Source organism: Calothrix sp. NIES-2100 (assembly GCF_963875285.1).
In the GTDB taxonomy this organism is placed as follows: domain Bacteria; phylum Cyanobacteriota; class Cyanobacteriia; order Cyanobacteriales; family Nostocaceae; genus Aulosira.
In genome coordinates, this window is sequence record NZ_CAWNLA010000001.1 from 2,707,898 (window position 1) to 2,722,958 (window position 15,061).

At 40.0% G+C, this 15,061-nt stretch carries 10 protein-coding genes; 5 read left to right on the forward strand and 5 right to left on the reverse strand.

Going from position 1 to position 15,061, the window contains the following annotated elements; all coding sequences use genetic code 11:
• Window positions 1-424: 424 nt before the first annotated feature.
• The 3 genes from aroF (at window position 425) to AACU32_RS11660 (ending at window position 4,355) form a co-directional block, all read left to right on the forward strand.
• Window positions 425-1,297, forward strand: coding sequence for a 3-deoxy-7-phosphoheptulonate synthase (aroF, locus tag AACU32_RS11650; RefSeq protein ID WP_096599708.1), 873 nt, complete (start codon window positions 425-427; stop codon window positions 1,295-1,297).
• Between the two features lie 753 nt (window positions 1,298-2,050).
• Window positions 2,051-2,704: a PEP-CTERM sorting domain-containing protein gene (locus AACU32_RS11655; protein ID WP_339377792.1), complete on the forward strand. Its 654-nt coding sequence runs from the start codon at window positions 2,051-2,053 to the stop codon at window positions 2,702-2,704.
• Between the two features lie 1,333 nt (window positions 2,705-4,037).
• A complete protein-coding gene (locus AACU32_RS11660; RefSeq protein WP_339377793.1) occupies window positions 4,038-4,355 on the forward strand; it encodes a hypothetical protein in 318 nt (105 codons plus the stop codon).
• 43 nt (window positions 4,356-4,398) lie between these two features.
• Here AACU32_RS11660 and AACU32_RS11665 read toward each other — a convergent pair whose 3' ends face one another.
• The 3 genes from AACU32_RS11665 to AACU32_RS11675 all read right to left on the reverse strand — a co-directional run bounded on the left by AACU32_RS11665 (window position 4,399) and on the right by AACU32_RS11675 (window position 8,108).
• Entirely contained in the window at window positions 4,399-5,604 is a 1,206-nt protein-coding gene (locus AACU32_RS11665; protein WP_096599711.1) for a glycosyltransferase family 4 protein, read from the reverse strand.
• 387 nt (window positions 5,605-5,991) lie between these two features.
• On the reverse strand, window positions 5,992-6,744 hold the full coding sequence (locus AACU32_RS11670; protein WP_096599712.1) for a ParB N-terminal domain-containing protein: 753 nt from the start codon (window positions 6,742-6,744) through the stop codon (window positions 5,992-5,994).
• On the reverse strand, window positions 6,741-8,108 hold the full coding sequence (locus AACU32_RS11675) for an AAA family ATPase (RefSeq protein ID WP_096599713.1): 1,368 nt from the start codon (window positions 8,106-8,108) through the stop codon (window positions 6,741-6,743). Before AACU32_RS11675 ends, AACU32_RS11670 begins: the two co-directional genes overlap by 4 nt.
• A gap of 472 nt (window positions 8,109-8,580) precedes the next feature.
• Here AACU32_RS11675 and AACU32_RS11680 point away from each other — a divergent pair, with 472 nt between their 5' ends.
• Window positions 8,581-9,465: a ParA family protein gene (locus tag AACU32_RS11680; protein WP_096599714.1), complete on the forward strand. Its 885-nt coding sequence runs from the start codon at window positions 8,581-8,583 to the stop codon at window positions 9,463-9,465.
• A gap of 162 nt (window positions 9,466-9,627) precedes the next feature.
• Here AACU32_RS11680 and ileS read toward each other — a convergent pair whose 3' ends face one another.
• On the reverse strand, window positions 9,628-12,510 hold the full coding sequence (gene ileS, locus AACU32_RS11685) for an isoleucine--tRNA ligase (protein ID WP_096599715.1): 2,883 nt from the start codon (window positions 12,508-12,510) through the stop codon (window positions 9,628-9,630).
• A gap of 236 nt (window positions 12,511-12,746) precedes the next feature.
• Window positions 12,747-12,956, reverse strand: a complete 210-nt coding sequence (locus AACU32_RS11690; protein ID WP_339377794.1) for a hypothetical protein — start codon at window positions 12,954-12,956, stop codon at window positions 12,747-12,749.
• 96 nt (window positions 12,957-13,052) lie between these two features.
• Between AACU32_RS11690 and sppA the strand changes: the two genes are divergently transcribed.
• Complete coding sequence (gene sppA, locus AACU32_RS11695) at window positions 13,053-14,888, forward strand: signal peptide peptidase SppA (protein ID WP_096599716.1); 1,836 nt, start codon at window positions 13,053-13,055, stop codon at window positions 14,886-14,888.
• The last annotated feature ends 173 nt before the right edge of the window (window positions 14,889-15,061 follow it).

The following is a 15,061-nucleotide window of genomic DNA, read 5'->3' on the forward strand; positions in this document are numbered from 1 at the left end:
GTCAAGTTAACCCTTTTTTGGCAGATGTGGAGGTATTGACGCGACCAAGTGCGTCTGTTATGGTGAACTATATATAAGGTTTACATGAAAATTATCTAGTTGCGTACCCTAACAATGTTCCACAGCAAATCTTACTTTTATTTTTGGTATAAGGCGGTTCACCGGCGGTGAATTCAGTTTCCTAATGGAAACCGCCAGGTGAACCGCAGAGCAAACTCTGCGGTTTTTGTTTTTTAGGAGCATTTCATCGTCATGATCTATTTCGGTAGTTGGTTTTACGGTTTTTATTTTTGGCCCAGAGCAAGTTCCGGGTAGATAGCGTCATGTCGATGATTCAGAACGCGCCCGGAACTCTCAAGATGAGATTCCGGGCTTTTTCATTCTCAACCTCACCCTCATAACTTCAAACAAGGAGAATTTCCCAATGATTAATGCTAAACTCGCCGCCCAATCCCATCCTAGCCAGCAAACAATTGTCAAACTCACAGAAACAGTCAGCTTTGGGGGAGAAGAAATTGTGATTATCGGTGGCCCCTGTACGGTGGAAAGTTTAGAGCAAATGGAGACTGTGGCGCAAAATTTAGCTGTTGCACCTGTACAAGCCTTGCGTGGCGGTGTCTACAAACCGCGCACATCACCTTACGCTTTCCAAGGTATGGGAGAAGACGGACTAGAAATTTTGACAACAGTGCGATCGCGCTATAATATACCAGTTGTCACTGAAGTCATGTCAATTTCTCAAATTAACATGGTCGCCGCCCACGCTGATATGTTGCAAATTGGTAGTCGTAATATGCAAAACTTCGACCTACTCAAAGCTTTAGGAGAAGTGAATAAGCCCATACTACTCAAGCGCGGACTAGCGGCGACAATTGAAGAATTCGTCATGGCAGCTGAATATATTTTGAGCCACGGCAATCCTCATGTGGTACTCTGCGAGAGAGGTATCCGCAGCTTTGATAATTACACCCGCAACGTCCTGGATTTAGGAGCAGTAGCAGCTCTCAAGCAAATTACTCATCTACCTGTGATTGTAGATCCATCCCATGCCGTCGGTAAACGAGAATTAGTTGCACCTATGGCTAGGGCTGCTGTTGCTTGTGGCGCAGATGGCTTAATTATTGAGTGTCACCCAGAACCAGAAAAATCTGTTTCCGATGCACGTCAAGCACTATCTTTGTCAGATATGGTGAATTTGGTTGCTAGTTTAAAACCTATAGCTACAGCAGTTGGGCGGAATATTTCCGAATCAATCGGGGTGGATTTAAAATCTGCCCCGATTTTTTGTGCTGCTTAAATTATCCTTCCAGGGGATGCCTCAAGTATTAATTTAGAGACAGGCTGATCAATGTATTGTGCGATCGCCTGTCTCTATTTAATGTTCCCCTAATTTGCATTCAAAAGCACAGTTATTTGTTTTCCGCCTAGTACAGGACAAGAGTTTATTTCATCACTAATTCTTAATTTTGTTTTTTGATTTTTAATTGTTCGTTCATCGTTGGCTGTAGTTTAGCGAATGATTAAATTTTGTTGTTAAATTCCGGATAACCGCTCAGGAATTAGAAACATATTGATCAAGCAAATATAATGATATATAGGCAACAGATTTAAGTACATTTATTCAAGATGGTGATGTTTGAACTGTGCTATAAAAAAGTGTAACGTCAGTACTAGGATTGAACAAGTTAAAAATGTCATCTACCTATTAGACGATATTTATACTGTGGTCAGATGAAATGATTAGTTAAGAATTTTTTAATGAAACAAAAATGATGCTGAAACCCTACGTAGTATAGAGGTTGTCACTACTTTAAATAAAGTTAATAATTAAATGTAATGTTTTCATAAAAGCTTTATGTTATTTCAGCATCAATACGTAAATAATGGAGATGTATCTGCAACACTTAGGTAAACTTATCCATGTAATTGCTAGTAACAGCATATACAATGAAGGAAATCAATGTTTACCAACTCTACAGCAACTTAATGTTTGCAGATGGAGGAAAGTTTGCAGAACACACCAAACCAATAATTCTCAATGGAGAAAATCATGAATTTTAAAACAATAAGCATTGGAATTGCTTTGACTTGTGGCACATTCGCTGTAGGTAGCAGCCTAGCACCTGCTCAAGCAGCTTCAATAAATGGAATCCTCAATATTTCTGGCGCAGGTTCATTTGTTAATGGGCCTGAAAAAACACCGTTAGCTAATGACACAATAAAATTTGATCCTACCGATTCCAAAGTTACAAATTCATCAACAGGGACTTTCGCCAGTTACATCGGGCAAAATGTCATCATATCTGATATTGCTCTAGCTTTAAAAAGCTTTACCTCAACCTCAACAGGATCAGAAGCCAATTACTCAGGGACTGCAAGTAACGCATTCTTGAAATTTAGTGATGGGCTGGTATTTAACGTAAACAACCCATTTGATGTTACTAAAAAATCCATTAACAAGACTGCCATAGGTGTCATTGAACAATTCACTGGAACTTTTGTCAAAAATGGCTCAGTTAAAGGGGATGGAGTTATTACTCTCAACCAATTCCGCAAAAACGGATCTTTCTCAATGACTCTTGATGCACAAGAAGTACCAGAACCTTTAACCATCTTAGGCTCGATCACAGCTTTAGGAATGGGAGCAGCTTTGCGGAAGAAACAAGCAGCCCAAAAGCTAGCTAAACAAAAGGTTACAGCCTAATTACCTTTTTCAAGGACTCTAATGTGGAGTAATTGAATTTGGCAAAGTATCAAAACTGTTGTAGTTTATGTGGATTATCTTAGTTGCATCTCACCATTTATCTACCCAAAGAGAAGGCCTTATTTCTCCGAATTTCGCAAGTTTGTAGCTCGAGCGAATTTATCTAAGTTTGTCACAAATTTACACAATGCTGTCATAAGCAGTTGATTCAATTCGTTATAGAGTTACAGGGTGTATTTTCTCATAGTTTTTCTAAGAGAATTCAAGACTAATTCAAACTCTCATACTTGCAAAATACCTTTGTCAGTAACTGTGCTAGATATCAACACAAAAAAGTATTTTTTAATTAATAAAAATTAAAACCTATGATTTGTTAATCAGACATTAATTATCTAACATTCTTAGGGTGCGTTATCTTCAGGGTAACGTACCCTAAATTTTCTTCGCTTCCCGTGTCATTTACCCTCTCTTACAAAGTTGAGACAGTCCGTTATACCAATTCCCGAAAAGAATGAAACAGATGCTTGGGTTGGGTTGTAGCTTGCTTATTCGTAGAGGTACAAAGTTGAAACCCAACAATTACAATACTTTGAGTTGTTGGGTTACCCTGCGGGAAGCCGCTGCGCGTCTACATCCCTCAACCCAACCTTGTATCTTATTTTGTGTGAAACGACATTATATTTGCTGTATGAATTAGCTTTTAGATTAATCAATACGCCCAAAAGCTCACCCCTGGATGACAAAGCCTGGGCATTAATTACGTAAGCAATTACAAACTACTTAAACAACAAGTGTTGCGACTTTTCTTAGTGCCATTCGGCTAAAGCCCTGATTTTGATGACTTTAGTTCTCCCTAAGAATTGAAAATAATATGCTAGTTGCGTCAGTGATGTTCAAAATTTTATATATTTAATTATTTAGTTAACGAAATCTATAAATTAGAAGTTAATCATAACAAAATATTTGCGCATTAAAAAATCAGTAAAATTCCTATTTTAGGAATAATGGTTTTACAAGTATATTGTTTGTAGTTGCACCAGGTTAACTGACAAAACAAGAGATTTATTTGGAATCTGATCTGAGATTAACAACTCACTATTGATTGTTTGTCAGCCAACTTATTAATGATGTTGAAGTATTTAACATCATGTTTTAGTTTGGCAAGCAGCAACTTAAAAAACATCAAATCTACCAAATGAAAGTTAGGATGACAATCATCCTCGGCTCTTCATATGGATTTTCATCGAATCAAAACTGCTGGTAAGTTTGCTCTGCTATCAAGAGTGGCTTTAGCTTGGCAAATAGTACATTTCTCACATCATTTAAAAAACAAATGCATCAATCTTTTCAATACCTGATACCTCTAATTTTAACAACAATTTCTGCTTTTGTTGTCACTCCGTCTCAAGCACAAACCCCGATAGAATCAAATAACATTAGTCCCATATCTTCAGAGCTATCTACCAATTCAGAGAAAACTGTGCCTGATAAGTCTAGTGAGTTAAGCAGTTCTACAAAGCAAAAACCAGATGTAATATCTGAAAATTCTCCTAATTCTACCAGTACGGCTGTAACGACAACAGCTACAACATCTAATCCACGTATTCCCATAGCCAGCAGGATTTTTTCTGTACCTTCAATGCAACAGTAAGTGAATTATGAAGGTTGAAAAAGGAAAAATTCATACTTCATCGTTACCCACAACATACTTGTTCATAGTGAAGGCCTGCAATATCCCAGGTGAATTCTGCTTCTATCAGTGCTCTACCATTAAAAGATAACTCAGCTCGCAATTGTGGATGATCAAAGAGTTGAGTAATAGCAGTAACATACTCTGCTGGTGAATTTGCTCTCAGTGCTGTTAGCGGTGTACCATCACCATCTACCGCTAGTCCTTCTAAACCGCGATCGCTTGCTACTATTGGTACACCAGCCGCCATTGCTTCTAGTGTTTTATTTTTAATTCCAAAACCCGTCCGCATTGGTACAATGCAGACGGTTGATTTATGTAAATATTCTACCATTGCAGGTACACGCCCAGTCACGATCACACCTGGTTGTTTAGTCAGTGCTAAAACCTCTGGTACAGGATTAGCACCAACAATCTCAAAAGTTGTATCAGGATAATTTTCTTGGATTTTTGGCAATACTTCTTGACTAAAGAAAGAAACTGCATCGATATTTGCCAAAATATCCATTGCACCGATAAAAATTAAGCGATGTCCTCCTGGATCGGCGTTTCTATAAGAAAATGCAACTAGATCAACACCATTAGGAATGACAGTAATTTTACTATCAGCGTTGAAAGTTGGTAATTGCAGTTTATCTTCTTGTGTAGTTACCACAATAGAGGAAAACTTAGAACAGTAGTTTTGCTCATAACGACGTAAAAGTGGCAGATTTATTTGATCTCTCAATCTATTTTCGGAAGTACCAGTAGCAAGTTGGTTAAGACAGCTACCGTAAACTGAACTATGAATATCAACTACAGTTCTTAGCTGTTTTTGGTAATCAGGGCGGACATAAATTTCATTCACGCTATGTTCGCAGGTAATCACATCATATTTTCCCGCCTGTACAACATTATCAATCCATGCTTGCATTTCCTTAGAGTGGTGGCTGAGTACACTCGGAGGTGTTCCCTGTTGTAAAAATGAACCCAAGCGTTGAATTTTCTGGAATATTCCTGTTGATGGTTCTGGGGGACGTTCAAAAATTACTAGACGATCCACACAGTTCTCTAATCCTGCGATTTCTGCATCTGTGACAGTGCTTTCGCGTTGAGTTACCAAAGTGATACTATGGCGTTTACTGAGATATTTGAGTAAATTAAATGTCCTGACTTGCGTTCCTCCTGTTGGGGGATAGGGAAACGTGCAGGATATCATGAGGATATTCATAAAATATATCTCTGTAATAATACTATTAATAAAGTTATATATATACCTTGACCTTGACATTGTTGATTGTCAAGGATGAGGTGCTTGGTTAACGCATTATTATGAGTCAGAGAAATTAGGGCGTTGCTGATTGAAAGTATAAATTAGCCTCACGCATTCGACGCAGTCGTTCCCACAGGGTAGGCGCAAAGGCGCAAAGAAAACGGAATATTTAGAGAAATTACTTACTTTGAGGAAGAGTTGGAGTAGGTTGGTAAGTTGAATTAGATCTCAATTGATTGATCGCGAATATTGTACCAAGAGTTAAAGCAATGGATAAAACTGCGATCGCTAAAGAGTTAGCCTTCCAAAAGCATTTTCCTTGCCACTAACTTTATTGTATAAAATTCAGATATTACTTTCCGAAAAACTGTCTATAATCTTTATCATAGTTTTGTCACCCAAGCCTTTACCTTTCATACGTTCAAGAACATTACTAAAAGATGAATACTTGCCATTTTTTTCTCTCTCATTCAATATTTGCTCTATTACTTTAGGTTTGACATTAACCCGTTTTAGCCTAGCGGTAAGCTCCGTTATTTTTAAAGTATTAAGTGCTTCTAATGGTTCTATTTGCTTGGGAATTTTATTGTCAATTTCTTTTAATTTATCATTAATATTTTTAATTTCTCGTTTCAACTCTTCCTGTAATTCATTAGTACGATTTTCCAAACGTGACTCTATATTTGTTAGCCGAGAATCTGTGTTATTAGATAATGATTGCATGAGATTGATCAAAGGGTATTCTATTATATCTGAGTTAGAAGATAAATTATTGGTAAGAGCAGGATTTGAGTTTCTAAACAACTCAATCTGCTTTGTTAAAGCTTCCTCATTTTCATCCTCAATAATAAATACTCCAATCATTTCACCTTTACGAAGATCTATTTCTCTAGCTCTAGCAGCAGCATAGTACTCAAAGTCTCCATCTACCACTTCATAAGATTGTAGACTTGTTCGGCGAACTACAATCGGGTTAATAACTCCTTCAGATTCTAAAATTAACTTGGCAGCTTTTTCTATTTGATCATCTGTAAAATTTGAACGAGGCTTGTTACAAGTAATTTTCTTGACAGCAACAAGTGATGTAGATAATTTCATTCAGTTAAACCTATCTTTTGCAAAACTTCTATTGCTAGTAACTCAAATTCTTGTGCAGCCATTGAATCTGGCTTAAAATCAATAATAGAAACAGGATCAGCTATCTCAATATCTCCTACAATCAAAGATTTTTCAGCACATTTTGCTAAATCATCTCTATCATATATTACTGTGTCCATAACCTGAAGATTATATCGCTTCGGAATAGCTTCTAGCCTTTTAGGTAAAGTGTGTTTTACAAATTGATTATTCGTAGATATCTTACAAGCCAGTACACCTAAAGTTTCTATTGGAGGTTTTCTTATTTGTTTTCTAAATGTATTAACACCCTTGATAAACTCTTTAACGTTAGTTAATCCTTGATTAGCAAATGGTTTTAGATCTGATGGAATGATAAGATAATCAGCAGTGATTAGAGCAATTCTTGCATAAAGATTTAAAGAAGGCGGAGTATCAATGAGTACAATATCATACTTTTCTTGCACATGCTCTAATTTATCAATAAGTATTAGTCTGCTACCATCAAGAGCATTCAAATCTGTTTCATTTCTCATCAAATCAATATGTGCAGGAACAACATCAATTTCGGGATTACAGAAATTAGACTTCCTTGCTACTTCCGAAATAGGATAAAGTTCTTCAGATTGCAAAACTTGAAGAAGATTAGAGTCTTTGATATCATCAAATTCTTCATCATCAAATTTGACTAAACCTGTAGCAAATGTAGTATTTGCTTGACTATCAAAATCAATTAACAATACTCTTTTACCCTTTTTACGAATAGCAGCAGCTAGGTTTACTACAGTTGTTGTCTTACCAACTCCGCCTTTATTATGGTAAACAGCAATCGTTTTCATTGCATTTTGCCTCTTGGTTTCAGAACGTGATTTAGTTTCAGATATTTGAATATCTAAATTATTTATATTCTGTCTTTCTTGTAGACTCTCTCTACCAATTAAATTTTGAATTTCTTTGAGCTTCGTTTCTACTTCTTTACCAGCACACTGAAAAACTAGCCGAATCTCATATTGAACTTTTTCATAAATTCTGATTTCCTTAGCATTGGTTAACAATCCATAGCGCACATTTAAGGTTGTTAAATAATGTCTAAGTCTGGAAACGTGATTATTTAAATTGTGCTTCGGATGCTTCGCTTCCATGACGACACTCAATGGCGAGTTTGCATCTAAAACAAAGGGAACCACTTGCGCTGCAAATGCTAAGAAATCTAAGCGGATGCTACCAAGGACAACTTCTTGATACCAGGTGTCAGGAGTATACCCTAGCTGTGGTAGCAAATATTGAACGATGAGTTTACTTTCAACTTCGCTTTCGTTGCGGCACAGTTCAGGATTAAAAGGCAATCTCTTACTCCATATAGAAAACTGCAATCATGAGAAAGAAGCTGATACATGTTTGATTATTACATCAACTCAGTAGTTTTAAGTAAAGAAATCTTTGACAAAATGTAAAAAATGATAACAAAATATTATTTTATTTAATAAGTAGCACTTATCTAGCGATCCACCACATTAATTGTGATGGGCTTTGAGATCCCCGACTTCTTTAAGAAGTCGGGGATCTGATCCCTAGCAACTCAAGATAAATTGACTACAAATTTACTCAACCAAGAGAATTTATCAAACCGACTACTAATATTTGCTAAGATTCTGCAACTTAAGTCAGGTTGCTATATAATTCTGACTGCCTCAATCGCGTCCATCTCACTGGAATTACTTTATGTATTCCAGAAATATTAAATTTAACGAAAATTTCCATATATCAGGAGAGATGTACGCTACCTACATGGGGATGCGACATCAAAGGACTTAACCAATGGGATATGTAATTGCAACTGCAAATATGAAAGGTGGTGTCGGTAAAACCACCATTACAGTTAATTTAGCTACTTGTTTAGCTAAATATCATGGAAAACGGGTGCTGGTTCTAGATTTAGACAGCCAAATTAGTGCCACACTCAGTTTGATGTCGCCTTTGGAATTTGCCAAGCGGCGGAAAAATAGAAAGACTTTTAGATATCTAATAGATCAAGTTATCACTCCGGAACCGGATGCTAAGTTGACGATTCATGATATCGTTCAATCTAAGGTTTGTAATTTGCCTGGATTGGATTTATTGCCAGGAGATATCGATTTATACGATGAATTTGTTGTTTCAGAAATGCTGCATGAACAATCTGTGATTTTAGGTGAGCAAGATTTTGAAACGGTTTGGAATCGCTTTGAAAGGGTGTTGATTAATAACATATTAAAGTCAGTGCGTGACGAATATGATTTTATCATTTTGGATTGTGCCCCTGGCTATAATCTCTTAACTCGTAGTGCTTTAGCTTGCAGCGATTTCTATATTTTACCTGCTAAACCAGAACCTTTATCTGTTGTAGGTATTCAACTGTTGGAAAGACGCATTGGGCAATTAAAAGACAGTCACGAACATGAGGCGAAAATTGATATCAAAATGCTGGGTATTGTATTCAGTATGTCGAGTGCAAATCTTCTCACTGGCAGATACTATAAACAAGTCATGCACCGCGTTGTTGAGGATTTTGGTGTAGATAAAATTTGTAAGAACCAAATCCCAGTGGATGTGAATGTGGCGAAGGCTGTTGATAGTTTTATGCCGGCTGTTTTAATGAATCCTCAATCTCCTGGTTCTAAGGCATTTATTCAGTTAGCGCAGGAGTTGTTAGAGAAGTTGTAAGGGGAATGGGGAATGGGGAAGGGGAAATGGGGACAAGGGGGATGTGCTTCTCTGCGAGACGCTGCGCGAACGACTTCGCTCAGCAAACGGGGGATGAGGGAGATAAATAAGTCATGCCCAATGCCCACTTGCCCTGAGCGAAGTCGAAGGGATGCCCAATCCCTAAAACTCGCCGGCTAAGGCTGAAACACACCGTTCGCAAAGTAGGGGATGTTCTTTTGATTCTCCTACATGGATCGAGTAGTTCCAACAGCGATCGCACTTTTCGCCATCTGCGTTCACTACCCCAATTCCCCAAGTGTCTGATTGTAGGTTGTATTTCAACCCTTGCAGGGCTTCGGGTGTATCCAATACTTCTACTTGGGAAGTGATGAACAAATAACGCAGTTCATCGATACCGTTACCTTTGACTGGGTTAAGTGCTTTTACTGAAGCTTTTAACTGCTCGTCATTGATATACAGTAAGACTTTGGCTTCTAGGGAAGAACCAATCAATTTTTCTATCCTAGCTTGCTCTAATACCTTATTTACCTCAGTACGCAGTTGCCGGATTTGTTGCCAGAATTCTGCTATGGCTGGATTATGCCATTTTTCCTCGACTTGCACCCAACCGGCTTCAAATACCGATTTGTAAGGTGTTTTGTAGGGGAGATGTTGCCAAATATCTTCAGCAGTGTGACATAACACAGGGGCGATCGCTCGTGCTAAATTCTCTAAAGCTATCTTCAGCACTGTTTGACAACTGCGGCGGCGGAAACCATCGGGTGTACTGATGTAAAGTCTATCCTTGGCAGCATCTAAATAGAAGTTGGATAAATCCACAACGCAGAAGTTCTGCACTGTTTGGAAGAAGCGGAAGAATTGGAAGCTTTCAAAGGCTTCTGTAACTTCCTGAAATACTTCGGTGATGCGGTGCAGCATATAGCGGTCGAGTTCTGGTAAATCTTCAAAAGCTACTGCATCTTTTTCTGGGTCGAAATCATGCAAGCTACCCAACAAGAACCGCGCTGTATTGCGAATCTTACCTCTAACATCATTTAACTGCTTGATGATGTTACCACCCAAACGCACATCGGAGGTGTAATCTACGGACGACACCCACAACCGCAATACGTCAGCACCATAGGCGGGTTCTTTTTTCTGGTCTTTACCACCTGCAATCATCACCTGCGGATCAACCACATTCCCCACAGATTTACTCATCTTCCGCCCTTGTTCATCCAGGACAAAGCCGTGAGTCAAGACAGTTTTGTAAGGTGCAATGTCATTCACCGCTACACTGGTGAGCAAACTTGACTGGAACCAACCGCGATGTTGGTCGGAACCTTCCAAATACATATCAGCAGGGTAGCGCAATTCTTGCCGTTGTTTGGCAACAGCAGCCCAAGATGAACCAGAATCAAACCACACATCCATTGTGTCAGTACCTCGGCGGTAAGACCGACCATTATTACGGTATTGTTCGGGTAACAATTCCTCTACCGACAATTCCCACCAAGCATCAGAACCTTTTTCGGCGATAATTGCTTGGACGTGGTTGATGGTTTCTTCATTCAGCAGTGGTTCACCGGTTTCTTCATCGTAGAATACCGGAATTGGCACACCCCAAGCCCGCTGACGGGAGATACACCAATCAGAACGTTCCGCCACCATTGGCGTGATCCGATTTTCACCTTGGGCTGGAATCCATTTTACCGAAGCGATCGCTTTTAGTGCTTCTTCTCTAAATCCTTCTACCGAAGCAAACCATTGTTCGGTAGCACGGAAAATCGTCGGTTTCTTTGTCCGCCAGTCATAAGGATATTTGTGTGCATAAGCTTCTTCCTTCAACAAGGAACCAGCCGCAGTCAATGCATCAATTACCGCCTGATTTCCATCACCCAGGACATTCAACCCCGCAAATTGTCCAGCTTCTTGGGTAAAGTTACCGTTATCATCCACAGGCGCAAGGATCGGCAAACCATAACGCTGACCAACAATGTAGTCTTCTTGACCATGACCAGGGGCGGTATGTACCAACCCCGTACCAGACTCAGTAGTAATGTAATCACCACCCACAACCACCGGGCTTTCGCGGTCAAATAACGGATGACGGTAGGTGATATGTTCTAATTCTTTCCCTTTAAATGTGGATTTTACGGTTAACTCAATTCCCAAAGTTGCAGCTAACCGTTCCACCAAATCAGCCGCCACAATCAGGTATTTAAATCCTCTCTGCGCCTCTGCGTCTCTGCGTGAGCTTTCCACCACAGCATAGTTAAGGTCTGCATTTACCGCCACCGCCAAGTTACCCGGAATTGTCCAAGGTGTAGTTGTCCAAACAGCTACACCCAAATCTGGTAAATATTCTCCTAGCAATGGTTTAGCAGCTTCCGTCAGACTGGTGATGGGGAAAGCAGCGTAGATACTGCGGGAAGTGTGACCTTCCGGGTATTCTAGTTCAGCTTCAGCCAAAGCAGTCTTAGAACTGGGACTCCAGTGAACCGGCTTCAAACCGCGATAGATATAGCCTTTTAACACCATCTGACCAAAAACACCAATTTGCGCCGCTTCATATTCCGGCTTCAAAGTCAGATAAGGATTATCCCAATCACCCCAAACACCATAACGTTTAAAACTTTGGCGTTGAGCATCTACAGTTGTTAGTGCAAATTCCTTGGCTTTTTGCCGCAGTTGTAAAGGCGTAAGATTTTGCCGTTCTGCTGACTTCATATTCTGCAAAACTTTCAGTTCAATTGGCAAGCCGTGGCAGTCCCAACCAGGCACATAACGAACCTTACGCCCCCGTAGCAACTGGTAGCGGTTAATAATATCTTTGAGAATTTTATTTAAGGCATGACCAATATGAAGTGAGCCATTTGCGTAGGGAGGCCCATCGTGTAGTATAAATAAGTCGCCGGGGTTGTTTTCACTGAGGCGATCGTAAATTTTATTTTCTTCCCAAAATTGCTGAATTTCCGGCTCACGCTTGAGCGCGTTTGCCCGCATATCAAAGTTCGTTTTGGGTAGATTAACAGTATCTTTGTATCTTCCAGTTTCTGTCACAGTTTCATGCCTAGAATTAGTTGTGCAGGTTTTATAAATTATAGAAGATGGAACGTCAAAGGCTCTCGGTGGCAATGGGGGGTAATTTGGCGAGGTTTGAGGTGGGGGCGTTGGTGTTAACGGCAAATATTGCGCAATTTCCGTCATTAGAGCTAGCTTTGGCTAGGACAAAAGACAGAAATGCCCCCCTTGATTTGAGGTCAGATGAATTTCTTTCTAGCGTTTGATGTGTGCTTCTACCGTTGGGAATTGGCGTTGGAAATTAGCCCTAAAAGAGTCTGAAGATAGGGTATGGCATTGATGCGATCGCGCGATCGCATATTGGAGTCATGCTTGAGCTTACCAGACGGAAATAACCTCACGCCCTGAAAGCATGGGAGCGTCAAAACGCATACAATAGTTATAAGTTCTTTAACAAACAGAATAAAATTTGCAGCGTCAGACATATATTCCTAGATAAATAATGACTTTTGGCCGTTAGGGCTTAAGGTGTGAGAAATTAGCTATAAATCTCAAAAACATAAAACAAACTATTAACTAAAATGCGTAATTTTCTGAAACAAACCTTTGCCAGCTTAGTTGGCAGTTTACTAGGACTGATTATTTTCACTGGAATCGGAACTACTGGACTATTATTGCTATTGTTTGCGGCTGCTAGTTCCAAAGATTCAGGGCCGGAAGTAAAAGATAAGTCTGTAGTAGTTTTTGACTTATCAATGAGCATCACCGATGGTGAACCGAATTCCGATCCCATATTTCAGAAGGCGCTATCAGGTGTAGAAGAAAACAGAATGGCTCTGCGCCAAGTTCTGGAAACTGTGGAAAAGGCGCGCCGCGATCCTAAAATTGTCGGTATCTACTTGGATGCAACACGCACCGATGCAACTAATAGCGCAGGCTATGCATCCTTGAAAGAAGTCCGCCAAGCACTAGAGAAGTTCCGGGAGTCGGGGAAAAAGATTGTCGCCTATGGTAAAGACTGGGGGGAAAAGGAATATTACCTCAGTTCCGTAGCAGATACCGTTGTACTTAACCCCCTGGGAATGATGGAAGTCAACGGTTTAAGTTCGCAACCGATGTTTCTCGCAGGTGCAATGCAGAAGTATGGTATTGGTGTTCAAGTCGTGCGCGTGGGCAAATTTAAGGGAGCAGTCGAACCATTTATTCTGACAAAATTGAGTCCAGAGAACCGCGAACAAACTCAGAAATTGTTAGACGATGTTTGGTCAGAGTGGCGGAATGCGGTGGGAGGAAGTCGGAAAATTGCCCCGCAAAAATTGCAGGCGATCGCAGATAATCAAGCATTATTGGAAGCACCAGAAGCTAAAACTAGGGGTTTGGTAGATCGAGTAGCTTATGTCGATGAAGTGGTTACCGATCTGAAAAAATTAACCGCTAGCGATAAAGATGATAAAACCTTCCGCCAAATTAGCCTGAGTGAATACGCCCAAGTTCCCGGAAAATCCGTCGGTTTAGAACGCAAATCAAAAAATGAAATAGCTGTAGTGTATGCTGAAGGCGAGATTGTGGATGGTAAAGGTGGTGATGGCGAAATCGGAGGCGATCGCTTTGCGAAAATCTTCAACAAATTGCGACAAGATAAAGATGTCAAAGCTGTAATTTTGCGAGTTAACAGTCCTGGTGGTAGCGCTACAGCCGCCGAAGTTATGCAACGAGAAGTCAGACTTACTCGTCAGGTAAAACCAGTTGTTGTCTCAATGGGAGATGTCGCCGCCTCTGGTGGTTACTGGATTTCTAGCGACTCCAACCGCATTTTTGCTGAACCCAATACCATTACAGGTTCTATTGGTGTATTTGGGTTACTCTTCAACGGACAAAAACTAGCCAACGATAACGGTATTACCTGGGATTCAGTGAAAACTGCCACCTATGCTGACTCTCAAACCGTTTCTCGCCCCAAATCACCCCAAGAGTTAGCAATTTACCAGCGCAGTGTTAACCGAATTTACAATATGTTTCTCAATAAAGTTTCCCAAGGTCGGAAACTGCCAGAATCCAGAGTAGCAGAAATTGCCCAAGGCAGAGTTTGGTCAGGTACAGCCGCCAAAGCAATTGGTTTAGTAGATGAAATTGGCGGTTTGAACACTGCCATAGAATATGCTGCAAAACAAGCCAAGCTAGGAAAAGATTGGCAAGTCAAAGAATATCCCCAAAATAGCAGCTTTGAAGAACGCTTTTTTGGCAAAGCCACTCAAGAGGCGCAAAGTGCTTTAGGGATGAAAGCCGCAGAAATCAAACCATCCAATCCCCTCACGGCTGAATTTCAAAAACTGCAAGAGGAATTAGCAACTCTGCAAAAGATGAACGATCCCCAAGGAGTTTACGCACGCTTACCCTTTAACTTAAAAATTGAGTAGGTATATCATGTCAATGGTCAATAGTCAAGAAATTCTAAACTCCGGACTGTTGTAGGGGTTCAGATCCCCGACTTCTTGAAGAAGTCGGGGATCTCGCCGGGTTTTCTTTATCCAGCAAAAACCCAGACTTTGTGGCAAATACTTTTTCCATGTCACTGATTTGCGATCGAGTC